This is a genomic window from Mesorhizobium sp. M0317 (genome assembly GCF_040321555.1).
In the GTDB taxonomy this organism is placed as follows: Bacteria; Pseudomonadota; Alphaproteobacteria; order Rhizobiales; family Rhizobiaceae; genus Mesorhizobium.
Window position 1 is genome coordinate 289,909 of record NZ_JAMYRV010000001.1, and the last position, 21,865, is coordinate 311,773.

Below are 21,865 nucleotides of genomic sequence, written 5' to 3' on the forward strand. Positions count from 1 at the left end.
TTGAAAAATCCTCCGGGAAGGCGCTACGTCCCGCCGTCGGCGCTTCAGCCGCAATGGAGATTTGAACGTGACACTATCGATGTACGAAGCCTCGGTGCCGGTGTTTTCGGCCAGGCTGAAGGCGCTGTCCGGCGTGCTGTCGGCGGCCGAACAGAATGCAACCGAGCGCAAGATCGACCCGCAGGTGTTTTTGACCGCGAGGTTGGCGCCCGACATGTACGCGCTGGTCAGGCAGGTGCAGGTCGCCACCGACCACGCCAAGGGCGCGCCATCACGGCTGGCCCGTCGCGAGGTGCCGAAATACGAAGACAATGAAGCGACCTTCGCCGAGCTTCAGGCGCGCCTGACCAAGACGCTCGATCTGCTGGCGTCATTCTCGGCCGCCGAATTCGATGGTTCGGATGAAAGGGTGGTCGAACTGAAGTTTGGCCAGCGCGAAGCCTCGATGCCCGGCATGCAGTATCTGCTGCATGTCGCCATGCCCAACTTCTATTTCCACGTGACCACCGCCTACGACATCCTGCGCCACAACGGCGTGCCGCTGACCAAGGGCGCCTATCTCGGTAATCGTTGAAGCATTCGCCGTTGCGAGGTTTCCCGGCCGCTGCCGGGAAACTTCGTCTGGCGCTGGTTCAGCGCCAAGGCTTACTCAACGCAGTGACATTTCGCGCGCGATGCGCGGGAAATCGGCCGGCTTGACGCCGATGTCGGCGCGGTCGGCATTGCTCATCGAGTGAAGCAAGGCCAGTGCCGAGCGGTAACGCTGATGCTCCTGCGGACGCGGGCGGGCAAACATTTCAGTGAAGAACCCCATGATTCGGCCCCTTGTTGATCCTCCACGGAGCCGAGTATAGGGAAATTGTGAAGATTGTGCAGTGCAGCATTTGCATGGCAGCCATGCCCGGCGAATTTTTTTCGGCACAATTGGCGCATGCGCTGAAACTTGTGGCGCGTCCCCACCGTATGCATAGACGCTGGCACATGGCCGGCTTTTCCTCGCCACTCCTGGCGAATTTCCGGACTGCATGCAAATGCAGTCCGGCTTTTTGTTGGGTCTTGCGCATCGCCAACCGGGCCCGCCCAAACCTCGCAAACGCCTAAACTGGTTAAGATCAGCGGCATTCATTTTTAACGAGCCGGTTCTATGCTGCGACCGGCTCTGTTCGCACGCTTAAACGAGGGGGAGGCTGACATCGGCGCCAAGCGGGATTTCGCTTCCTTGCTCGACGATCTGTTCGTTGCCTCCGACAAGGATGAGGCGGCGGAAGAGACGAGCGCCCGGCCGTCGATCCCGTTCGACTATCTCTCCGTGGCCGACGAGCTTCATTCCGGCCGCATCAAGGTCTCGGGCGAAACATTCGCCGCCGAATACCGCGAGGCGGGAGCCGATCTGGCCGCAGAATTTGCCGCCCTTCTCGATCATGCCAAGCTGGCGCTGGCCGGCGAGGAGGCAAAGCCCGAGGAAAAGCTGCCGCCGATCGACCCTGACGCGATCGCCGTCGAGCTCGGCCTCGATCATCCCGTCAAGAACGCCGATCTCGGCCGCATGCGCCGCAGCTTCGCCTTCGCCAACCACCCCGACCGCGTCGCGCCGCATCTGCGCCAGCGCGCCATGATCCGCATGCAGGTGGCCAATATGCTGATCGATGAGGCCAAGCGGCGCGCGCTGGCCGGCGTCCGGCGCTGACTTTTCCAGGGTTCACGCAAAAGTCGGGTTCCCTGAGGGTTGGAGAGCGGCGCCGCTTTCCCTATACATGCGGCTTCCTTCCCGCGTAGCCGCGCAAATTCCCGCCGGAGAAACCCCATGCACAAACGCCGTCTCGGTCGGACCGATCTTCTTGTTACCCAGATCTGCCTGGGGTCGATGACCTGGGGCGAGCAGAACACCGAGGCCGATGGCCATGCGCAGATGGATCTGGCTTTTGAGCGCGGCGTGAATTTCATCGACACCGCCGAGCTCTACCCGATCCCGCCCAAGGCCGAGACGCAGGGGCGCACGGAAAAGATCATCGGCGGCTGGATGAAGGCCAAGGGCAACCGCGACAAGGTGATCCTGGCCTCGAAGGTGGTCGGCCGCACCGCCAACAGCTGGTTTCGTGGCGACCGTCCGTCGAAATTGGTGCGCGCCGACATCTTTGACGCCATCGACAAATCCCTGTCCAAGCTCGGCACCGACTATCTCGATCTCTATCAGATCCATTGGCCGGAGCGCGACATTCCCTGGGGCGCCAACCCGACCCGCGTGGGTGCTGTGCCGCGCCGTGCCGATGCCGTTGGCGCGCCGGCCGCCGAGACGCCGATCGCCGAGACACTCGCCGTCTTCGAGGAGCTCGTGAAGGCGGGAAAGATCCGCCATCTCGGCCTGTCGAACGAAAGCTCCTGGGGCGTCATGCGTTTCATCGCCGAGGCCGACAAGGGCGTCGGCCCGCGCGTCGTTTCGCTGCAGAACGCCTACAATCTGGTCAACCGCACGTTCGAGGTGAACCTCGCCGAGGCCTGCGAACGCGAGGATGTCGGCTTTCTCGCCTATTCGCCGCTGGCGCAGGGCTATCTCACCGGCAAATACGACCATGGCGCACGGCCGCAGGGTTCGCGCTCGCAGCTGTTCAACCGCGGCCAGCGCTACGAGACGCCAAATGCGGCGGAGGCGCAGCTCGCATACAACAAACTGGCGCGTTCCTTCGGCCTTGAACCGGCGCTGTTTGCCAACGCCTATGTCGCCAGCCGGCCTTTCGTCACGTCCAGCATCATCGGCGCGACGACGATTGCCCAGCTTGAGATGGCGCTGTCGTCAGCCGACGTGACCTGGACCGACGAGATGCAGAAGGGCGTGGATGCGATCCACCAGCGCGTCGGCAATCCGTGCCCATAAGCAGACCGTTTGGCCGGGATTGCCGAGCAAAGACAAGGGGAAGGGGACAGCCATGGATTTTCCGATCGAGACCGTCAGGGGAAAATTTCCGGCGCTGGACCTGACCGACAAGGGCCGCCGGCGCATCTATCTCGACAATCCGGCCGGCACCCAGGTGCCGCAAGCGGTTGCCGACGCGGTGGCGCGCTGCCTCCTCACCACCAACGCCAATCTCGGCGGCTATTTCGAAACCACGCTTGCCGCGCAAAAGGTGTTCGACGACGCCCATGCGGCGATGGCCGATTTCCTGGGTGCAGCGAGCGCGGAGGAAATAATCATCGGCGCCAACATGACGACGCTGACCTATCACATGTCGCGCACGCTCGGCCGCGGCTTCAAGCCGGGCGACGAGATCATCGTCACCCGCATGGATCATGAGGGCAATGTCTCGCCCTGGCTGCAACTGGCCGAAGACCTTGGCCTCGTCGTTCGCTTCCTGCCTTTCGACGAGAAGAGCTGGCAGGTCGAGGAGACGGCGCTGAGCGCTCTGCTCACCGACAAGACGCGGCTCGTTGCGCTGAACTATGCTTCGAACCTCACCGGCTCGATCAATCGGGTGAAAGCGCTGACGGCCATCGCCAAACAGGCCGGCGCGGTGGTCTATGTCGACGCCGTGCAGTTCGCGCCGCATGGGCTGGTCGACGTGCAGGACCTCGGCTGCGACTTCCTGGTTTGCTCTGCCTACAAGTTCTTCGGCCCGCACATGGGCATTCTTTGGGGCCGCCGCGACATCATCGATGCGCTGAAACCCTACAAATGCCGTTGCTCGTCCAATGGCCTGCCGGAGCGCTTCGAACTCGGTACGCCGCAGATCGAACTGATGGCCGGACTTACCGCAGCGGTCGATTACTTCGCCGAACTCGGTGCTGCGGCCGGCGAGGGCGGTTCGCGAAGGCAAAAGATCGCAAAGGCATACGAAGTGTCGATCGCCTACGAGAACCCGCTGGCGCTAAGGCTGATTGAATGCCTGTCGGATATCGAGGGCCTGACCATCCGCGGCATCACCGATCCGGAGCGCGTCAGCGAACGCGTGCCGACGGTTTCCTTCACGGTCGACGGCATCGTGCCAGAGACGATCGTGCGCCAGATGAATGCCGAAAACATCTTCCTGTGGTCGGGCCACAACTACGCCTGGGAGATCGTCCACCAGCTCGGCATTCCGGCCGAGCAAGGCGTCGTGCGCATCGGCATCGCGCATTACAACACGGCAGCCGAGATCGATGAGACGCTTGAGAGCGTGCACCGGGTCATCGCCATGCTGAGGCAACAGCGGGCCTGAATCAGCGCTGTTTGCCTCCGAAACCGGTGAGGAAGGCAGTGAGATTGTCGCCGAGTTCGTCGCAGAGATAGCCGCCTTCCTGGACGATCACCGTCGGCAGCCCGAGTTTGGCAATCGCCTCGCCGATGCGTGCGAAGCCGGGCGTGGTCACCGAAAGCCCGCCGAACGGATCGCCCTCGAACGCATCGAGACCCAGCGCCACGACCAGCGCGTCCGGCGAGAAGGCGCGGATACGTTGGAACGCCACTTCGAGGGCCTCCAGAAACGCCGCGTCGGCGGATTTGCGCGGCAATGGCAGGTTGAAATTATAGCCGAGGCCCGGCCCTTCGCCGCGTTCGTTGGCATGGCCCCAGAAGAACGGATAGAAGCGCACCGGATCGGCATGCAGCGACACCGTCAGCACGTCCGAGCGCCTATAAAAGATGCCTTGCGTGCCGTTGCCGTGATGCAGGTCGACATCGAGGATCGCCACCCGCGCCGCCTGCTTGCGCAACACCTGGGCTGCGACCGCCGAATTGTTGATGAAGCAGAAGCCGCCGGCGACATCGGCAAAAGCGTGGTGGCCGGGCGGCCGGCAGAGCGCATAGGCGGCAGGCGCGCCTGATATCGCCGCTTCGGCTGCCTCGACCGCGCTCCAGGCGCTCCATAGCGCGCTCTGCCAGGTCTCGGCTGAAATCGGGCAGGCGGTGTCGGCCATGTGGTAGCCGGCCTGGCCGACCGCCGAGGCCGGATAGGACCCTGTGCGGGCCAGTGGATGGATGTTGGGGATGACTTCCGCGGATGCGCCCTCGATGCGCTGCCAGCGCGCAAAAATGTGTTCGAGGAAGGCGAGATACTCCGGCGTATGCACGGCCGCCACCGGGCCTAGGCCATGTTCCCTGGGCCGCTCGATCATCAATCCGGCGGATTTTGCGCCGGCTAACAATCGCTCTACCCGCTCCGGCTGTTCGGGATTGGGCTGCGGCGCACCGCTGGACAGAAAGGCCTTCGGGTCGTGGCGTTTCTGCTCCTCGGCAAAGAAGGCTTTCATTCCGCTTCCCCATCCTGCGTTGCATCGGCAAAGGCGAAAAAGGCGTCGCCGACGATCTTCTGCGTCTGCTCATAGCTCGACCAGGCGATGCCCAGCCTCTCGTAAAAGGCCTTGGCGCCGTCATTGTCGGTATCGACCGACAGCCTGAGGTACGCGCCGCCGTCCTTGCGGCAGTCGCGCGCGACCCGGCGCAGCAGTTTTTCGCCGATCTTGCGGCCGCGAAACCGGTCCTCGACATAGAGGTCCTGGATATAGACGCCGGGCCGCCCCATCCATGTCGAGAAGATCGGGAAATGCAGGCAGAGCCCCGCAAAATCGCCGCCGATCTCGGCGATCAGGGTGGAGAAGGCGGGTTTGTCGCCAAAGCCGTAGCGGCGGAGATCGTCGGCAGTGGACGTGATCTCCTGATGCGCGCCGATATGGGTGCCGAGCTTGAGCAGCGCGGCATGGATGGTGTCGACGTCGTCGATGGTGCCGGGGCGGAGGGTGACTGTACTCACGATAGGCAAGGCGCCCAGGCACCCCCCTCTGTCCTGCCGGACATCTCACCCTCAAGGGGGGAGATTGGCAGCTTTGGCGCTGCCATCCATTTTGCAACGATTGAGATTGGCGAAGGCCGCAGTGACATCCGATCTCCCCCCTGTAGGGGGAGATGGCCGGCAGGCCAGAGGGGGGTGTGCCAGAACGCCATCATCGCAGATCAATCATCTCAAAACGCCGCCCTATCGCCACCCTTCAGCGCCAGCATCTCGCGCGCCTCGGTCGGCGTTGCGACTTCCAGCGACAACCCGTCGAGAATGGCGCGTATCCTGCGCACCTGATCGGCATTGGATTTCGCCAATTGCCGTCCATCGTAGAGACTGTCCTCCAGCCCGACGCGGACATTGCCGCCCATCGCCGCCGCGATCGAGATCAGGGGCATCTGATGGCGGCCGGCGGCGAGCACCGAGAACTGGTAGCTGTCGCCGAACAGCTTGTCGGCGATGCGCTTCATATGGATAAGATTGTCGGGATCGGCGCCGATGCCGCCGAGAATGCCGAGCACGAACTGGATGAACAGCGGCCCCGACACCAGCCCGCGGTCGCGAAAATGCGCCAGCGAATAGAGATGGCCGACATCGTAGCATTCGAACTCAAAGCGCGTGCCGCAGCCCTTGCCGAGCTTTTCGAGCACGCCTTCCATATCGGCAAAGGTGTTCTTGAAGATGGTGTCGCGCGTGGCTTCGAGCAGCTTTGGTTCCCACTCGTGCTGCCACTCCCTTGGCTTGTCGAGCATCGGGAACAGCGCGAAATTCATCGAGCCCATGTTGAGCGAGCACATTTCCGGCTCGGCCCGCAGTGGTGCCGCCAGCCGCTGGTCGAGCGTCATCAGCGACGAACCGCCGGTGGTGATGTTGATCACCGCATCGGTCGCTTGCTTGATGCGCGGCAGGAACTGCATGAACACCTCAGGATCGGCGGTCGGCCGGCCGTCTTTGGGATCGCGGGCGTGGAGATGCAGGATTGAGGCGCCAGCCTCGGCCGCCGCGATGGCGTCGGTCGCGATCTGGTCCGGCGTCACCGGCAGATAGGGCGACATGGACGGGGTGTGCACCGAGCCAGTGACCGCGCAGGTGATGATGACTTTCCTCGGCGCCATTCTTTAGCCCTCAGCCTTCGACCGGCAGGTCGAGTTCGGCGGCCAGAACTTCCAGCGAATCGCCGATGATGGAAATGATCTCGCCGACCTCTTCAGCCGTGACGATCATCGGCGGCGCCACCATGAAATTGTCGCTGTCGACACCGCCCTTGACCCTGCGGCCGTAGATGATCAGCCCGCGCTCGTAGGCGAGGTCGAGCAGGCGCTGCGTGGCTTTCTTGCCCTGTTCGATCGGCCGTAGAGTTTCGGGATCGGCAACCATCTCGGCGCCGGTGAGCAGGCCTTTGCCTCGGACATCGGCGATGAACGGAAAACGCTTCGCCAGCCCTTTCAGCCCGTCCATCAGCACGTCGCCCATCGCGGCGGCATTGGCGATCAGGTCGAGGCGGTCCATCTCGCCGAGCACGGCGAGCCCGGCCGCGCAGGCGAGCGGATTGCCGGCATAGGTGTGGCCATGCTGGAAGCCGCCCGACGCCAGCAGCGGCTCGACCAGCCGCATCGGGGCGGCCAGCGCGCCGAGCGGCGCATAGCCGGAGCCAAGCCCCTTCGACAGCGCGACGATGTCGGGCTTGCAGTTCCAATGGTCGCCGCCAAGGAATTTTCCGGTGCGGCCGGCGCCGCTCATCACTTCATCATGGATGAGCAGGATGCCGTAGCGGTCGCAGATCTCGCGTATACGCGGATAATAGCTGTCCGGTGCGACGAGGGCCGAAGTCGCCGCACCGCCGATCGGCTCCATGATGAAGGCGAGCATGCTGTCCGGGCCCTCGGCCTGGATCTTCTCCTCCAGCATGTCGGCATAGCGGACGCCGCGCTGCTCCATCGAAAGATTGTCGCGGTCGCGCCATGCCGTCGGCGCCGGCACGGTCGGCATCACCCGCATCATCGGTGTGAACGTTTCGGCCAGCGCATCGTCGCCGGTTATCGAAAGCGAACCCAGCGTGCCGCCATGATAGGAGGGAAAACGCGTGATAACCTTCCAGCGCTTCGGCTGGCCGGTCGCGACCGCCCATTGCCGCGCCAGCTTGATGCAGGATTCCGTCGCCTCCGAACCGCCGGAGACGAAGAAGATTCGGTCCATGCCCTCCGGCAGTTTGCCGGCGAGCTCCCGCGCCAGTTCTTCCGCCGGCTCGTTCTCGAAATGCAGGCGGTAGGCGAAGGTGGCGCGGTCCATCTGCCGCTTCATGGCGTCCAGCACATTGCGGTTGGAGTGACCGATATTAGCGACCATCGGCCCGCTCGATCCGTCGATGAAGCGGCGGCCGTCCTGCGTCCACATATAGATGCCTTCGGCGCGGTCGATCAGCGGCCGGCGCAGGCTGGAGAGGTAGAACAGGTGCGAGGGCGCGCGCGTTTCTGAACCAGTTGATGAGGGCTTCTGCATGTCAGGACTTTCCGAGGTAGCGATCGATTACATTCCTGGTCACGCGCTCGACCATCGGGTCCTGCCTGAGCAGGCCGGCGACCCATTCGCAGCTTCCGGCGTGGAAAACCTCGCCCTTGCCGCGCGGGAAATTGACGATCATGCCGTTGCCGCGTTTGACCTTTTCCAGATTGGCGTCGGTCGCCTCGCCAAACAGCGTTTCGGCCGTAAAGCGGCCATCCTCGTCGGTGAGAAACTGGTCCTCGATCGGGATATCGGCGCTTTCCTCGACCTGGCTCGCCATGCCGACGGCCAGCACCTGCAGCCCGTCAGGCGCACCGCTGTCCGGTGTCGGATAGGGCAGGCCGCCGCGGATCTCGAAATCGAGCCCGTCGACCTCATAGCCATAGACATGGCTGTCGGCGCCGAGCAGGTCGCCATAGTACATGCCGGTGCCGGCAAAGGCCCAGTGCTCGGGCCGATAGACCGGAAAGCCGCGCACGCCGCGCGGTGCGCATCCGCCCCAGCCGGCATAGACGCCGCGCGTCGCGTTGAGGCCGAACGTCATTGCGCCGGGACGACCGATCTCAGGCGCTTCCCAGGAGTTGGTGGCGCGGGTGACGTCGCCGCCTCGGAAGTAGGCTGGGTCTTCGGCGCGCGCCCGGTATTTGTAGCAGACCTGCCGCCGGCCTTCGTCCTCGAGCCTGGTCTGCCACATGAAATTGCCGGCAAAGCGCGCCGCATGACCGCCGCGCTCGACGTAGCTGTCGACGGCGTCTCGCATTTCCCAGGTCCAGTACTCGTCATGGCCGACGAAGACCACACAGTCGTAGCCGTCGAGAATCTCGGGCGAGAAGTGCAAATCGTGCTGGCTGGCGAGATCGACGCCATAGCCGGCGCGCTCGGCAAAGCGGAAGAAGTGGCTGTCATAGCTCGCCCAGCCGGAGGAGGTGTATTTCTTCGAATGTCCGGTGGCGTACGCCCATTCCATGTGCGGATAGCGCGGCACTGTTTTCGGCGGCACCGCAACCTCCAGCGGCACGCGCGGCGCATCCTTGGGCAGCACCACGAAGCCGCGGCACCAGGGCCGCTGGGTCGACACCATGCGCGCATATTGGTCGCGGCCCGGGCCGGTGATGCCCTGATAGGCGTTGGAGCCGCCCCATGTGTTGTAGGACAGCCAGGTGCCGGTCCCCGCCACCTGCAGCACGCGACCGGGTTTTCTGCCGGGCAGGGGCGCGACGATGATGAGGTGATGGCAATGGATGGGCTCGCGCCCGTCCGCCGTCAGCGTCAGCCGATAGGCGCCGGATGGCCAATCGTCGCTGATGCGAAATTCGAAAGACGCCTCCCAGCCGCAGCCTTCGACCGAGCACTGGTCGGGCGTATCCTGCCAGCGCGCCGAAAGCCCCGTTTGCTCGAAGACCTTTGTCTCGCTGCCGCCGTCGCGGACAATGACAATGCTGAAGCGCGGCGCCGTCGAGCTGACATGCAGCGTCACGGTCTCGCCGGCGCGGTAGGAAAATCGATCAGAATAGCACCAGATCTCGCCCCGCTCGCCGTCCATTCCCGGCCATTCATAGTAATGGCCGCGCACTGCCTCGCGGCGCTGCTCAGGCGTCAGTCCGAAATCGGGAAATTCGGTTGGCAGATGGGTCATGAACACCGGAAAAGTGACAGGCCGCCATTTCGGCCATCTGCCGGCCAAGCGTCAAATGGAAACGATCGGGCCAGCAATTGCATACGACACAATTGCTTGGCCGCTCTTGGCCGCACCCGGCAAACCGACTATCTCAGGCGAGGCGGTATGTTCCGCCTCGGGAGCCGGCATGCTGAGAGTGCAGAAGGTCAAAGTCGACGACATCTACGTGCCGACGGCGCGCAAGAAGACGCTGCATCCCGAAACGGTCCGGCATCTGGCCGAAGACATACTGGAAAACGGCATGAAGACGCCGATCCAGGTTCGCCATGACGGCAAGCGCCACATCCTGGTCGAGGGCCTGCACCGGCTGGAAGCCGCCAAATGGCTCGGCGAGACCGAGATCGACGCCTATCTGGTGCAAGCCAAGCGCCACTGAGGCGCGCGACCGATCGACAACAGCCAAACCGGTCATTTCCTCAGCAGATTTTTTCGCAGGGCCTGTCGGCATGCGGCGTGCTCGCTCGTCCTTGGGGCGGAACCTGAGGAGACCGACATGTCCAGACCAATCTATTTCGCCATTCTTGCCTCGGTCGCTGCCTTGTTTGCAGCGCCCGGCCCAGCCAATGCAGAGGAGACCAAGCCCGCCATGACCACCGAGGCAACAGCCATGCCGAAGCCGGAAAAGTCGGGCCTGCTGCCGATCGACGGCCTGAATTACTACTATGCCGTCTATGGCAAGGGCGAACCGCTGCTTCTGCTGCATGGCGGCCTTGGCACGTCGGACATGTTCGCGCCGCTGCTGCCGAAGCTGGCGGAAAACCGCACCATCATTGCCGTCGACCTGCAGGGCCATGGCCGCACCGCGCTCGGCGAGCGACCCTTCAGCCTGGAGGGGATGGGCGACGACATGGCTGGTATCGTCAAGGCGCTCGGCTATGACAAGGTCGACGTGCTTGGCTATTCGCTGGGCGGCGGCGTCGCCTTCCGCATGGCCGTCCAGCATCCCGAGACGGTGAGACGTCTGGTCCTGGTCTCGACCGGCTTCGCCGCCAATGGCTTCTATGACGAGATGCGCGGCCAGCAGGCGCAGGTGAGCGCGGCCGCCGCCGATTTCATGAAGGACACGCCGATGTACAAATCTTACGTCGCCGTCGCCCCACGTCCCGACGATTTCCCTAAACTGCTCGATGCGCTGGGCAATTTCATGCGCAAGGATTACGACTATTCCGCCGATGTGGCGAAGCTGAAGATGCCAGTTATGCTGGCCTATGGCGACAGCGACATGTACAAGCCCGAGCACGAGATCAAGTTCTACCAGATGCTCGGCGGCGGGCTGAAGGATGCCGGCTGGATGCGTGAGAACCTGTCGCAGAACCGGCTGGCCATCATTCCCAACCGCACCCACTACGACGTCTTCTTCGCACCGGAACTGACGGCCGCGGCACTGCCCTTCCTCAATGGCGAAACCAAGGTGAAGACCTGGGACGAAGTCCTCAGCGAAACGAAATAGCTTGCCTGAAAATACATGCCGGCCGTCTCGAAGAGGCGGCCGGCTTTTTTGTGCCTGCGAAACCACGAAGCCCTGGCGCAGCCATTAGTCCTATCGGCGCAATCGATGGCGCCATCAGGGCTTTTCAATTGACCGAAAGGTACCTGTCGATATCATCAAGAGACCTTCAGTGTGATGGGTTCGAATGATGACGAAATACCAGGGCGGATGCCATTGCGGGGCAGTGCGCTACGGCACCGAGGCGGCGCCGCTCAACCAGCGCGTCTGCCACTGCCGGCGCTGCCAGAAGGTGATCGGCGCGGCCTTCAACGCCCGCCTTTTGTTTCGCATCGACGATGTCACCGTCGAGGGAGAGGTGGCGACGGTCAACACCTCTCCGGACCTAAAGCGCGGCTTTTGCGGCGCTTGCGGCACCACGCTGTTTTCCCGACGCGACTCCGCCGGCATCGTCGGCATCACCACCGGCTCGCTCGACGATCCCTCACTTTTCAAGCCGGAGATGCATATGTGGACCGCCTCGAAGCAGCCTTGGCTGCAGCTCGAAGACGGCCTGCCGCACCATGAAGGCGCGCCGCCTCCGAACTGACGCCGGCCTTACCGGAAATTAATCCCGAAACCACGACATAGCCGGCAAAGCGTCATTGGCGGGCCATGATTGCCTGCCTATCTGTCGTCTGCGGGCGGGTATCGAGGAGACGACCGATGAGCGACAGAATCAGCACCCTGGACGAGCTTTTGAGCGATCCGATGGTCCTCCTCGTGATGGAGCGTGACCGCGTGCGCCCCGAACAGGTTCGCCTGCTGCTCGAACGTGCCCGCCGCCCGGCCGCCGACGCCGTGCCACCGGCGCATGTGGTGGCGAAAAGCTGCATGCAGCAATGGCTGGGAAGGTAAGGCTATGATCCTTCGTCCGGCCAATTCCTAATAACTTGATTCAAACTTTGTTGGTAATTTCTCGTTAGTAATCGAGGCCGGTTTGTCCGGCGGCGTCTGTTTGCCTTCGGTCTGTTGTGTTTTGCGTACAGGTCCAGATGCGGATTTCAGGCGTCGTCAGTTTCATGTTGGCATCGCTGTGGCTTGCCGGCTGTTCGTCCACAGCGGGCGTCGATGGCTTGCAACCGTCGAACGAGACGACCAGTTCGGTCGTGCGTCCGAGCGCGCCGGTCACCGCGGCTCCGGCGGGGACCGCCGACCTCGCGCCGATGCGGTCCGACATGGTGGCCGACAACGCTGTGGCCGACAATGCGCCGCCCTTTTCCATGGTCGAGGAAGAAGAGGCCATCGTCGCGGGCACGCCGCAGGGGAGCACCAGACCACAGCTCGAGCCCGCCGCTCTGATGTCTGCGCCGAAGCGGTTGACGCGCGCTGCGCCGGCCATGCTGGCCTCGCCGGTCACCCGCTACGGTTTTCGCGACGCCAAGCCGATCAATTTCGGCAAGGCTTCGCCACGCTACCTTGCCGTCCACGGCGTCGACGTCTCGCGCTGGCAGGGCAATGTCAACTGGGGCAAGCTGCGCGCCCAGGGCGCCAACTTCGCCTACATCAAGGCGACCGATGGCGGCGACCATCTCGACCCGATGTTCATGAAGAACTGGCGCAATGCCGACGCCGCCGGGCTGAAGCGCGGCGCCTATCATTTCTTCTACTGGTGCCGCACCGCCGGCGAGCAGGCCGACTGGTTCATCCGCAATGTGCCGAGGGTCGAAGGCGCGCTGCCACCGGTAATCGATGTCGAGTGGAACGGCGAATCTTCCTGCAAGCGGCGGCCGTCGCGGGCCACCGTGCTGGAAAAGATGAAGGTGTTCATGGACAAGCTGGAGCGCCATTACGGCCAGCGGCCCATCATCTACACCGCACCGGATTTCTATCGCGACAATCTCAAGGGTGCGTTTCTCGATTATCCGTTCTGGCTGCGCGCTGTGGCGCGGCATCCCTCAAAGGTCTATCCCGGCCGCAAATGGCTATTCTGGCAGTACTCCGGCTCCGGCCTGTCGCACGGCGTGACCGGCCGCATCGACCTCAACGTCTTCCATGGCGACGAGCGCGCCTGGCGGGCATGGGCAGGCGGGCAGACGACCGTCGCCGACGCCGACTGAACGTCAGGCCGGTGCCGGTGCGCCTGCGCTGCCTGCCGCTGCGCCTTGGGTTGAATTTTCAGCGTCTCGCTAACGATCCGCTCACTGTGTCCTTTAGCGGTATCGCAACAGCCTTCCGGTAACGTGCCCGTGATCGGGTTTTCGGAGGGATCCATGCGCAATCCAGTTGTGGCTGTCGCACTTGCCGCCGCCGTCGGCTACGGGTTTTTCAGTTCGCTCGGCCACATGCCGGGCGGAAGTGCCACCTCGCTGGCGGAGTCGAAGCAGAACGTCGTGTCCTATTCCACCGAGGACAAGGCGATGCAGGCCGCCAAGGACAGCGGCCGCTCGACCCTCAAGCGCTTCCACGAACTGATGGACGCCGGCACGCCGGGCACCTACACGGTAAAATTCCCGCTGACCCAGAACGGCGCCACCGAGCATATCTGGCTGCAGCTGGTCGGCTACAGCGACGGCTCCTATATCGGCCTGCTCGCCGACGTCCCGGTCAATGGCAACAAGTACAAGATGGGCGACAGGATGACGGTGACCGAGGCCGACGTCGAGGACTGGATGATCAAGAACGGCAAGGTGATCTATGGCGGCTACACCACGCGCCAGGCGCTTGCGGATATGCCGAAGGAACAGGTTGCAAGATACGGGTTGACCTTCAAGGACTGAGGGTTGAGGCGGGGGCGAGTTTTATCGCGGTGCCTAGAGGGCTGTCGCGCTTTTCGCGTTCGCGTATCTCAGCCGTCTGCGCCAGCACCCAGTCGCGAAACACCTTGATTTTGGGCGCGTTGCGGCGGCTCTCCAGATGCACCAGCCAATAGCCGTCGCCGTCCGATCCAAGCACGTCGAATGGCTGTATCAACTGGCCCTTTTCCAACAGGGCGCTGTAAAGGTTTCTGGTGAGGATCGCGGCGCCCTTGTCGGTCAGCGCCGCCATCGCATCATAGGCCTGCGTACCCAGCTTCGGGCCAGCGATGACGCGATCGGGCTCGAACGGCACGCCGGCAGCCTTGAACCAGATTTCCCACCAGGGATCGTCGGCACAGCATAGCGGCACTTGGTAGAGATCCTCGGGGCGGTGGATGCCGCCAACGCTTTCGGCGAGTCTCGGGCTGAGCATCGGCGTATAGTCCGCCTTGAACAGATAGTGAGCCGTCAGGCCCGGCCAATTTCCACTGCCGGTGCGAATGCCGACATCCATGTCGCCGCGCGTGAAATCGACCAGCCCGTGCGATGTATTCACCTTCACGGCAAGGTCGGGATGCATCAGCTGGAATGTTCCAAGCCATACGGCCAGCCAGTTCGATGCGAAGGTTTCCATGGTCGTCACCGACAGCACGCCGGTCGCTCCACCCTTGGTGGCGACCCATGCGTCGGCCAGGGTCGAGAACGCGCCTGTTGCGTGCGGCGCCAGCTGCTGTCCGGCCTCGGTCAGCGCGATCTGCCTTGTTTTTCTTATGAAAAGCGGCGTTCCGGCACGTTCTTCCAGCACCTTTATCGATAGCTGGCAGCTGATTGGGTCATGCCGAGTTCTTCGGCTGCCTTGGTGAAACTGCCCAGCCGGGCCGCGGCTTCAAAGACCCTGATGGCTCCTAATGGTGGCAGTTCCCAGCTCATGACGCATCAATCCCGCTGATGCATACTACGCGACGTTCGATTGGAAACCAAGCCCGGAAAACGGCATGCTGCATTCATCGGATCAAACCCTGGAGGATACGGCAATGACCACCACCATCGCTCTCTACAACACGCTTCGCCGCCCGGTGCTCGACCTCTTCACCGCGCCGTTCAGGCCTCGCAAGCGCGGCCTGCTCGACCGCCGCTCGCTGTCGGATCATTTCCTCAGGGATATCGGTATGCTTGACGGACGCGTGCCTCCCGGCACCATTGGCTAAGCAAGCTCTTTGACCATGGGGGAAAGATGACTGTGCCATCCGAGGATCTGGCGAAGAGCCGCCAAACGATCAACGCCTATGAGGACTATGCCGAACGCTACGACGCTCTGGTGCGGCACGTTCCGAACCAAAGAGAACAGAAATGGCTGAAGCGCCTGGTGAAGATCGCCGGCAAAGGCGGCCGGATTCTGGAAGTCGGTTCGGGACCCGGATACGATGCGGACTTCGTCGAAGGGCTCGGTGTCCAGGTTCGGCGCGCAGACGCAACGAAGCGGTTTCTCGAGTTGCAGGCCGCACGCGGCAAGCATGGTGAGTTTCTCGATCTCATCACCGACGATCTCGGAGGCCCCTACGACGCGGTGCTGGCCTTGTGCGTCCTGATCCACGTGCCGCGCGAGCAGGCCGACCAGGTGCTTGCCAAGATTGCCGGGTCGTTGCGGCCGGGCGGCGCCTTCCTCGTCTCGATGCGCATTGGCGATGGCGAGAAGAGCGGCGAATATCATACGGTCTACTGGCGCAGGGACGACTTCGCGGCCCGCCTCGAAAACGCCGGGCTGGTCCTTGTCGGAGACGAATTCAACGTCGGCCGCGATCGCGAAGAGTGGACCACCTTTCTGGCTGTGAGGCCGTCATGACGGGCCGCGGACTGTTTTTGTTCGTGCTGCTCAGCCTCCTGTGGGGCATTCCCTATTTGTTGATCAAGCTGGCGGTTGCCGAGGTGTCGGTGCCCTTCCTGGTCTTTGCCCGAACAGCCGTCGGCGCGCTCGCGCTGCTGCCCTTCGTCCTTGTCCAGCGCAGTTTCGGATGGCTGAAGACACATTGGCCGGCGGTCGCCGCATTCTGTCTGGTCGAGATGATCCTGCCATGGGGGCTGATCACCCATGGCGAAGTCAGCATCGACAGTTCCACCGCGGGACTGCTGATTGCCATGACGCCGGCCGTAACCGTCGCGATCTCAAAGCTGATGGGTTCGGATGAGCGGCTGGGGATACGCCGCTGGACCGGCCTTTTCCTCGGTTTTGCCGGTGTCTTCGTGCTGGCGCTGCCGACCTTGGGTGGCGGATTTCTCGCGGTCGTCGAGATTCTCATGGCCGCGGCCTGCTATGCCTCGGGTTCGATCATCGCGTCGCGCTGGCTCAACGATTTGCCGGCAACCTCGCTGACGGCAGTCTGTCTGGCAGGGGCCGCGCTGATCTACGCCGTGCCGGCGGCGTTGGCCTGGCCGGCGGCCATGCCGTCGACAATGGTGGTTGGCGCAATCCTCGGTCTTGGCGTGTTTTGCACGGCGATTGCCTTCGCCACCTACTTCCTGCTGGTGCGGGAGATCGGCCCCGAACGGGCGGTCGTCATAACCTATGTGGCGCCCGCCGTCTCCGTGGCAGCCGGCGTGCTCGTCCTTTCAGAGCCGCTCGATATCGGCATTGTAGCGGCTTTCGCGCTCATCCTGTGCGGATCATATCTCGGCACGTGGCGCGCTCCGCCAGAACCGTCCGTGTCCGCGACCTCGGCAAGTTGACCGGCGGCCGCCAGCCGCCGTCAGAAATAAGGGCGCAGGTTCTCGCGAATGCGGTCCAGCACCGTCTTTCCCGAGATATCGGCGGTGAAGGTCTTGCCGGTGATGGTCTCAAAGGCCTGCGTATAGACACGCGACGTCTGCTCGATGAGTTCGGCGGGGATTTTCGGAATACGGTCCTTGTAGGGATCGCAGCGTGCGGTTACCCAGGCGCGAATAAAGTCCTTGTCGAAGCTTTGCGGCCGCTCGCCTGCCTTGAAGCGCTCCTCATAGCTTGCCGCAAGCCAGTAGCGGCTGCTATCGGGCGTATGGATTTCATCGGCAAGGACGATGGCGCCATCCTTGTCCGTGCCGAACTCGTATTTGGTGTCGACCAGGATCAGGCCGCGCTTGGCGGCCAACGCTTTGCCGCGCGCAAACAGCGCCAGCGCATAGCGCGAGACGGTGTCCCATTGCTCTTCCGACAACAGGCCGCGCGTCAGGATCTCGTCACGCGTCAAGGGCTCGTCATGGCCGCCATCGAGCGCCTTGCTGGTCGGCGTGATGATGGCCTGCGGCAGCTTCTCATTGTCGCGCAGTCCGTCCGGCAGGCGGATGCCGTACATATCGCGTTCGCCGTTCTTGTATTTCGTCAGCACCGAAGTGCTGGTGGTGCCGGCGAGGTAGTCGCGAACAACGATTTCCACCGGCAGAATGTCGAGCCTGGTGCCGACGACGACATTGGGGTCGGGGTAATCGAGCACATGGTTGGGGCAGATGTCCGCCGTTTCCTCGAACCAGTAGCGCGCCGTCTGGGTCAGCAGTTCGCCCTTGAGCGGGACAGCGGTCAGGATCACATCGAAGGCGCTCAGCCGGTCGGTGGCGATGATGATGCGGCGGCCATCCGGCAGATCGTAATTCTCGCGGACCTTGCCTTTGTAGTGGTTCGGGAGTTCCGGAATGAAGGCATCCGAGAGAACGCGCAGTGCTGTCATCCTGGTCTCATGGCTCCTAACAGTTTGGGCGACTCTTAACAAAGTTGAGGGGGCTTCGATACCCGAGGAAGGGCGGTTCGTCCTTTGCGAATAATCAAGACATTGCCTTCGCCGTGCTATCTATTTGCAGCTTCCGGCACTCCTGGGGGACGCGGTGGACGTAGAGCTCAAATTTCTGATTGTCGGATTTGCCTGCGCGATCGCGGGCGGTCTGTCGTTCATCACCTTCGTCAAGTGGCGCGAGGTGCAGGCGATGAGCCACTGGCTGCCGGCGCCGGGCAAGATCATCTCGTCGCGCGTCGAGGCGCGCGAAGTCAGAAGGTCGGGCGTCGGCTCGGACAGCAGCGACACCACCGAGATGCGCAATTTTCCGGCGATCACCTTGGAATACAAGGTCGGTAAAAAGAAATTTCAAAGCTCGCGCTACAGCGTGAAGGAGAATCTGGGGAATTTCGAAGTCACCGAAACCCTGGCGCAGTTTCCCACCGGCGCTGAAGTGACCGTCTTCTACAATCCGGCCGATCCGGGCAAGGCCGTGATCGAACGCACCCTGCCGGACGGCGCCTTCAAGTTCATGGTCAAGCTCTCGGCCGGGCTGGTGATCGGCACGGTGGTGCTGGTGTTTTTGCTCGGTGGCGTGCTGGAGGCGATCCGGCCGCACCTGCCCAAGCCGCAGAACCTCGGCGCCGGAGCGCTGCTGCTGTTCATGGGCCTGATGATCCTGCGCATGGCCTTCGTCCAGAAGTCGCTTGCCGAGCAGGCGGCAAAATGGCCGGTCGCGCCCGGCCGCATCGATTCCTCCGGTCTGCAGGCGCTACGAAACTACAGCGGCCATCGACGCTGGAGCACCGTTTTCAAATCCCGCATCGTGTACAGCTACGGCGTCGCAGGCCAGCACTACACCTCAGACCGCGTCACCTTCGGCGCCACGGTCACCGCTTCAATGCCCGGCCTCGTCAGCGGCCAGGCGCGCAGCTATGCCGAGGGCGGCAAGGTCGACGTGCATTACGACCCAGCCAACCCCGCCTCGGCAGTGCTCGAATGCAGCGTGCGCGGGCTTTGGCTGCTGTGGGTCTGTTCGGCCGCGTTTCTGGGCGGCGCGGCGTGGCTGGTCGGTTTTATCTGAGGCGCCCACTTTCATGACGAGACATCCAATGATCGTCCGCAGGCTGGCTGTCGTTTCCCTGGCTCTGCTCGGCGCCGTGCAGGCAGCGAGCGCAAAAGAATGTCTGCTCAGCCATGCCACCTACCGCGAGCCGCGTTCGGGCGCGGTGATGCAATTCCGGCCGCTGAACAATGAGCCGGCGGCACTGACGGCCGAAGTGTTTTCGGTGACCGTGCCCAACACCGACACGCGCTTGCCGGCCGACATCACCTTGACCAATGGCAAAAATTCGCTTCCGCTCGGCACCATCCACCACGCCTGCACCGACGACGACCGCGAAGCGGGGCTGGAGGATGGCAGCGGTCTCTGCCGGATATGGATGGGCCAGGTCTATGCCTTGACCGGAGGCGGCGCCGAGCAGCTGAATTCGCGCGAAGCGACACCGGCGCCGAAAGGGCTGTTGCTGCCCGATTTCGGCGCGGCCTTCACCGAATTTGCCGATTTCTCCAATGCCAATCCGGACGGCTCGGCCTGGGACGCCTTCACTTTGACAGGATGCAGCGATGAATAACGCCATGAGACTGATTGTCTGGATCTGCACGCTGTTTGCCTCGGCTACGATATCAGCCGCAGCGCGGGCGGACGAGCCGGCGCCATCGCGCCCGCCGATCGACAAATGCGTCTGGGAAAAAATGGCCGACAAGACGGTTGGGCTGGCCGCTTGGGCGCAGCGCTGCGATTTCGGCTTCCGCCAGATCCATTTCGAGTTCGCCGGCAATGCGCTCGCCATCAAATACAGCGATGGCGGCACGCCCGATCCGCTGGTCGAGGTGTTCGACATCAAATCAGGCGAAACCGCCGAGGCCGCAGTGCTGCGCCTGTTGCTGGAAAAGACCGATAAACCAGTCAGCGCCCGCTGCGTGCTGGCGCCCTACACCGAGGGCACCGTGCCCGCCGGCGTCAAACGCTACACATTCAGCCCCGATGCTGCCTATGCGAAAGAGCTGAAGGCGCTAGCCAATGACGAAGTTCCCGAACCGCCCTGCGGCGACTGGGGCGAAATGCCGGATGGTATTCAGTATTTCGAGGCGCCGGCGGGGCGGAAGGTGCTGTTCGTACGGGCGGGGCAGGACGAGCCGTTGTTTGATGAGCAGACGCTGCGGGTGGTGTCGGCGGGGTAGGTGCTGAGATCCTGATCGCAGGATCTGTCTTATGCTTCGACGTATTCCGCGAGGCTGACGCCTTTCGGCACGTCCAGCCCATCGGCACGCAAGCCTTCGATGTGAAAGCGTATAGCGTCGCGAACTTCGGTTTCCACTTCTGGCACGGTCGCACCGGTCGCGATGCAGCCGGGTAAGTCCGGCACATAGGCAGAGAAATTGTTTCCTGTTTTTTCGATCACTACCGCGTAACGCATTGACCACTCACAGATCGGTTTGATCGATCAGCCTACTCAGGCCTTTCTTCGATTGTATGGAGACTGGTTTGTGGGCTTTAGGGACACCCCTTCCTCAGAAGCCTTCGATTGCACCGCTCCCGGTGTACGGCCAAGCTTTAGGCCGATAATGCGTGTAGGGGTGTTATCTTTCGCCAAAACCTTAAGCTGCTTAATCTCTGCCGGTTGCCATATCTTCCCTGAATTGCGTTCTGTCTTCGGTGTCTTAGCCATTTTATGACCTTTATTTGCGTTGCTGCTTTGTTCTACAAGGGTCTTACGTGCAAGGCAATCTGTCTTGCACGTAACGATTTAGTTTCTCGCAGCTAATTTAGGAATATCCCGTCACTCTGCATGCGGCACTCGCAGGCGTTCCTGCAGAGGGGTTTGGTATCTGGAGCAGTATTGCCCTATAGCCGCGCAGCAGCGGCGGATGCCGTCCATGCGGCGTAAATATCTATGCGTTGAGTGAGCCGCGCTGTGATTGCTTGCCGTTAAAAAATAACGAGAGTTGACCGAGGGGGTCCGGAGTCCGTTCCAACGAAGCTCTTTTTGGGAGTTCGGAAATTACAGCTTTGATCCAATTGCCATCGTTGGACGCAACGGTTTCATTTTTTCGTACTTTAAGCCGACTCAAGTGTCGACTAATTCTAATGGCCTGCTTCTCAGTCAATTTATATGACTTCCGAATTTCGTTTGCTGATTTATATTTTTTGCAAAAGGAATACGGATAAAGGAAGCAAAGAGCAAAAGCTGTTGCTTGCCATTCGGCGCTATTAGGTAGGGGGGTATTTCTGACGCTGTCGCTATATACTGCGTCAGCGTTATTCAGGCCAAGCGCCGCATACCTGTGATGTAGAAACAGGTGCCCAACCTCATGGAGGAGAACTTCCATAGCGAACGCCGACTTATTTGCGGCGGCCTCATAGATGCTCTCGGATACAACGATCCCCAGCGGGTCTTCAGAAATGAAGGCGCGCCGCGAGCCCATCGTTACATCGTCTTCTATGAAGAGATAAAGCCCCGGAAAAATCTTAGGTAAATCGATTTCCAGATATCGAATTATATCCAGTTCTCCTTCGCCAGGCCCAAACGCGGACGTCCGAATTGTCTCTGCCAAACGATTGATTTGGTGGAGAGAGGCTCCTTTGGCGACATAGACGTTTTTCATCGCACATCACCGTATCGTGGCTGCGAAACGCGCGTAAGCCTGTAAGTCGGGTCTTGGGCCGCAAGTGCTGCTTCAACCTCTTCGAGATCTAAGCCGAGAACTCCCATCGCCAGCACGACATAGTGCGCAGGGGGTATCTTTTGGCCACTCTCCATAAGAGAAATATCGCGGGGACTTGTATTTACCAGTTTTGCCATTTCAGGTCGGGTCATTGTCATGGCTGTACGCCCTTCGGTACATAGCTGTCCAAAGGGCGTAAGCTGGTAGTGGTCATTCGACGCCACAACTTTTGTTGTAGCCATTTCGGTGCT

The 21,865-nt window shown here is 62.2% G+C and carries 26 protein-coding genes and 1 pseudogene; 16 read left to right on the plus strand and 11 right to left on the minus strand.

Annotated elements, in window-relative coordinates:
- The first annotated feature begins 67 nt into the window (after window positions 1–67).
- A complete protein-coding gene (locus NKI88_RS01495) occupies window positions 68–574 on the plus strand; it encodes a DUF1993 domain-containing protein (protein ID WP_023669071.1) in 507 nt (168 codons plus the stop codon).
- Window positions 575–649: 75 nt separating this feature from the next.
- On the opposite strand, the gene NKI88_RS01500 is transcribed toward NKI88_RS01495, so the two are convergent.
- On the minus strand, window positions 650–814 hold the full coding sequence (locus NKI88_RS01500) for a hypothetical protein (protein ID WP_023690170.1): 165 nt from the start codon (window positions 812–814) through the stop codon (window positions 650–652).
- Between the two features lie 330 nt (window positions 815–1,144).
- Between NKI88_RS01500 and NKI88_RS01505 the strand changes: the two genes are divergently transcribed.
- The 3 genes from NKI88_RS01505 to NKI88_RS01515 all read left to right on the plus strand — a co-directional run bounded on the left by NKI88_RS01505 (window position 1,145) and on the right by NKI88_RS01515 (window position 4,190).
- Window positions 1,145–1,687 (plus strand): hypothetical protein, encoded by a 543-nt coding sequence (locus tag NKI88_RS01505; RefSeq protein WP_023706484.1) that lies wholly within the window; start codon window positions 1,145–1,147, stop codon window positions 1,685–1,687.
- A gap of 117 nt (window positions 1,688–1,804) precedes the next feature.
- A complete protein-coding gene (locus NKI88_RS01510; protein WP_352653583.1) occupies window positions 1,805–2,872 on the plus strand; it encodes an aldo/keto reductase in 1,068 nt (355 codons plus the stop codon).
- A 52-nt stretch (window positions 2,873–2,924) separates the two neighbouring features.
- On the plus strand, window positions 2,925–4,190 hold the full coding sequence (locus NKI88_RS01515) for a cysteine desulfurase-like protein (protein WP_352653584.1): 1,266 nt from the start codon (window positions 2,925–2,927) through the stop codon (window positions 4,188–4,190).
- Window position 4,191: 1 nt separating this feature from the next.
- Here NKI88_RS01515 and NKI88_RS01520 read toward each other — a convergent pair whose 3' ends face one another.
- The 5 genes from NKI88_RS01520 to NKI88_RS01540 all read right to left on the minus strand — a co-directional run bounded on the left by NKI88_RS01520 (window position 4,192) and on the right by NKI88_RS01540 (window position 9,882).
- Entirely contained in the window at window positions 4,192–5,220 is a 1,029-nt protein-coding gene (locus tag NKI88_RS01520) for a histone deacetylase family protein (RefSeq protein WP_352653585.1), read from the minus strand.
- Entirely contained in the window at window positions 5,217–5,720 is a 504-nt protein-coding gene (locus NKI88_RS01525; protein ID WP_352653586.1) for a GNAT family N-acetyltransferase, read from the minus strand. Before NKI88_RS01525 ends, NKI88_RS01520 begins: the two co-directional genes overlap by 4 nt.
- A gap of 209 nt (window positions 5,721–5,929) precedes the next feature.
- Entirely contained in the window at window positions 5,930–6,859 is a 930-nt protein-coding gene (kce, locus tag NKI88_RS01530) for a 3,5-dioxohexanoate:acetyl-CoA acetone transferase (RefSeq protein ID WP_352653587.1), read from the minus strand.
- A 10-nt stretch (window positions 6,860–6,869) separates the two neighbouring features.
- Window positions 6,870–8,243, minus strand: a complete 1,374-nt coding sequence (locus tag NKI88_RS01535; RefSeq protein WP_352653588.1) for an aminotransferase family protein — start codon at window positions 8,241–8,243, stop codon at window positions 6,870–6,872.
- 1 nt (window position 8,244) lies between these two features.
- The gene (locus NKI88_RS01540) at window positions 8,245–9,882 is read right to left on the minus strand and encodes a N,N-dimethylformamidase beta subunit family domain-containing protein (protein ID WP_352653589.1); all 1,638 of its coding nucleotides are present in this window, start codon (window positions 9,880–9,882) and stop codon (window positions 8,245–8,247) included.
- A gap of 169 nt (window positions 9,883–10,051) precedes the next feature.
- Here NKI88_RS01540 and NKI88_RS01545 point away from each other — a divergent pair, with 169 nt between their 5' ends.
- The 6 genes from NKI88_RS01545 (at window position 10,052) to NKI88_RS01570 (ending at window position 14,130) form a co-directional block, all read left to right on the plus strand.
- Entirely contained in the window at window positions 10,052–10,300 is a 249-nt protein-coding gene (locus tag NKI88_RS01545) for a ParB N-terminal domain-containing protein (RefSeq protein ID WP_008875526.1), read from the plus strand.
- Window positions 10,301–10,417: 117 nt separating this feature from the next.
- Window positions 10,418–11,374 (plus strand): alpha/beta fold hydrolase, encoded by a 957-nt coding sequence (locus NKI88_RS01550; protein ID WP_352653590.1) that lies wholly within the window; start codon window positions 10,418–10,420, stop codon window positions 11,372–11,374.
- 187 nt (window positions 11,375–11,561) lie between these two features.
- Complete coding sequence (locus NKI88_RS01555; RefSeq protein WP_352653640.1) at window positions 11,562–11,960, plus strand: GFA family protein; 399 nt, start codon at window positions 11,562–11,564, stop codon at window positions 11,958–11,960.
- A 116-nt stretch (window positions 11,961–12,076) separates the two neighbouring features.
- Window positions 12,077–12,268: a hypothetical protein gene (locus tag NKI88_RS01560; protein WP_023669058.1), complete on the plus strand. Its 192-nt coding sequence runs from the start codon at window positions 12,077–12,079 to the stop codon at window positions 12,266–12,268.
- A 137-nt stretch (window positions 12,269–12,405) separates the two neighbouring features.
- On the plus strand, window positions 12,406–13,470 hold the full coding sequence (locus NKI88_RS01565) for a glycoside hydrolase family 25 protein (protein WP_023711465.1): 1,065 nt from the start codon (window positions 12,406–12,408) through the stop codon (window positions 13,468–13,470).
- Between the two features lie 153 nt (window positions 13,471–13,623).
- Entirely contained in the window at window positions 13,624–14,130 is a 507-nt protein-coding gene (locus NKI88_RS01570) for a DUF2314 domain-containing protein (RefSeq protein WP_352653591.1), read from the plus strand.
- On the opposite strand, the pseudogene NKI88_RS01575 reads toward NKI88_RS01570, so the two are convergent.
- Window positions 14,120–15,078, minus strand: a pseudogene (locus NKI88_RS01575) (LysR substrate-binding domain-containing protein). The gene NKI88_RS01570 and the pseudogene NKI88_RS01575 overlap by 11 nt on opposite strands.
- Before the next feature lie 104 nt (window positions 15,079–15,182).
- On the opposite strand from NKI88_RS01575, the gene NKI88_RS01580 reads away from it, so the two are divergent.
- Genes NKI88_RS01580 through NKI88_RS01590 form a run of 3 tightly spaced genes read left to right on the plus strand, consistent with a single transcriptional unit; the run spans window position 15,183 to window position 16,872 of the window.
- The gene (locus tag NKI88_RS01580) at window positions 15,183–15,356 is read left to right on the plus strand and encodes a hypothetical protein (protein ID WP_023669054.1); all 174 of its coding nucleotides are present in this window, start codon (window positions 15,183–15,185) and stop codon (window positions 15,354–15,356) included.
- Between the two features lie 26 nt (window positions 15,357–15,382).
- Window positions 15,383–15,991 (plus strand): class I SAM-dependent DNA methyltransferase, encoded by a 609-nt coding sequence (locus NKI88_RS01585; protein WP_352653592.1) that lies wholly within the window; start codon window positions 15,383–15,385, stop codon window positions 15,989–15,991.
- Window positions 15,988–16,872, plus strand: coding sequence for a DMT family transporter (locus tag NKI88_RS01590; RefSeq protein ID WP_352653593.1), 885 nt, complete (start codon window positions 15,988–15,990; stop codon window positions 16,870–16,872). The genes NKI88_RS01585 and NKI88_RS01590 overlap by 4 nt, the downstream gene beginning before the upstream one ends.
- A gap of 20 nt (window positions 16,873–16,892) precedes the next feature.
- On the opposite strand, the gene NKI88_RS01595 is transcribed toward NKI88_RS01590, so the two are convergent.
- The gene (locus NKI88_RS01595; RefSeq protein WP_023684926.1) at window positions 16,893–17,834 is read right to left on the minus strand and encodes a phosphoribosylaminoimidazolesuccinocarboxamide synthase; all 942 of its coding nucleotides are present in this window, start codon (window positions 17,832–17,834) and stop codon (window positions 16,893–16,895) included.
- A gap of 163 nt (window positions 17,835–17,997) precedes the next feature.
- On the opposite strand from NKI88_RS01595, the gene NKI88_RS01600 reads away from it, so the two are divergent.
- From NKI88_RS01600 to NKI88_RS01610, 3 genes are read left to right on the plus strand one after another with little or no spacing between them, the layout of a single operon-like run.
- Window positions 17,998–18,969: a DUF3592 domain-containing protein gene (locus tag NKI88_RS01600; protein WP_352653594.1), complete on the plus strand. Its 972-nt coding sequence runs from the start codon at window positions 17,998–18,000 to the stop codon at window positions 18,967–18,969.
- Window positions 18,970–18,982: 13 nt separating this feature from the next.
- Window positions 18,983–19,519, plus strand: coding sequence for a hypothetical protein (locus NKI88_RS01605; protein ID WP_352653595.1), 537 nt, complete (start codon window positions 18,983–18,985; stop codon window positions 19,517–19,519).
- A gap of 4 nt (window positions 19,520–19,523) precedes the next feature.
- Complete coding sequence (locus tag NKI88_RS01610) at window positions 19,524–20,129, plus strand: hypothetical protein (RefSeq protein WP_352653596.1); 606 nt, start codon at window positions 19,524–19,526, stop codon at window positions 20,127–20,129.
- 29 nt (window positions 20,130–20,158) lie between these two features.
- On the opposite strand, the gene NKI88_RS01615 is transcribed toward NKI88_RS01610, so the two are convergent.
- The 3 genes from NKI88_RS01615 to NKI88_RS01625 all read right to left on the minus strand — a co-directional run bounded on the left by NKI88_RS01615 (window position 20,159) and on the right by NKI88_RS01625 (window position 21,856).
- Window positions 20,159–20,365, minus strand: coding sequence for a type II toxin-antitoxin system HicB family antitoxin (locus tag NKI88_RS01615; RefSeq protein WP_023816570.1), 207 nt, complete (start codon window positions 20,363–20,365; stop codon window positions 20,159–20,161).
- A 475-nt stretch (window positions 20,366–20,840) separates the two neighbouring features.
- Window positions 20,841–21,554 carry an ImmA/IrrE family metallo-endopeptidase gene (locus NKI88_RS01620; protein ID WP_155929802.1) on the minus strand — a complete coding sequence of 238 codons (714 nt, stop codon included), beginning with the start codon at window positions 21,552–21,554 and terminating at the stop codon, window positions 20,841–20,843.
- Window positions 21,551–21,856: a helix-turn-helix domain-containing protein gene (locus NKI88_RS01625; RefSeq protein WP_155929804.1), complete on the minus strand. Its 306-nt coding sequence runs from the start codon at window positions 21,854–21,856 to the stop codon at window positions 21,551–21,553. The genes NKI88_RS01620 and NKI88_RS01625 overlap by 4 nt, the downstream gene beginning before the upstream one ends.
- Between the last annotated feature and the right edge of the window lie 9 nt (window positions 21,857–21,865).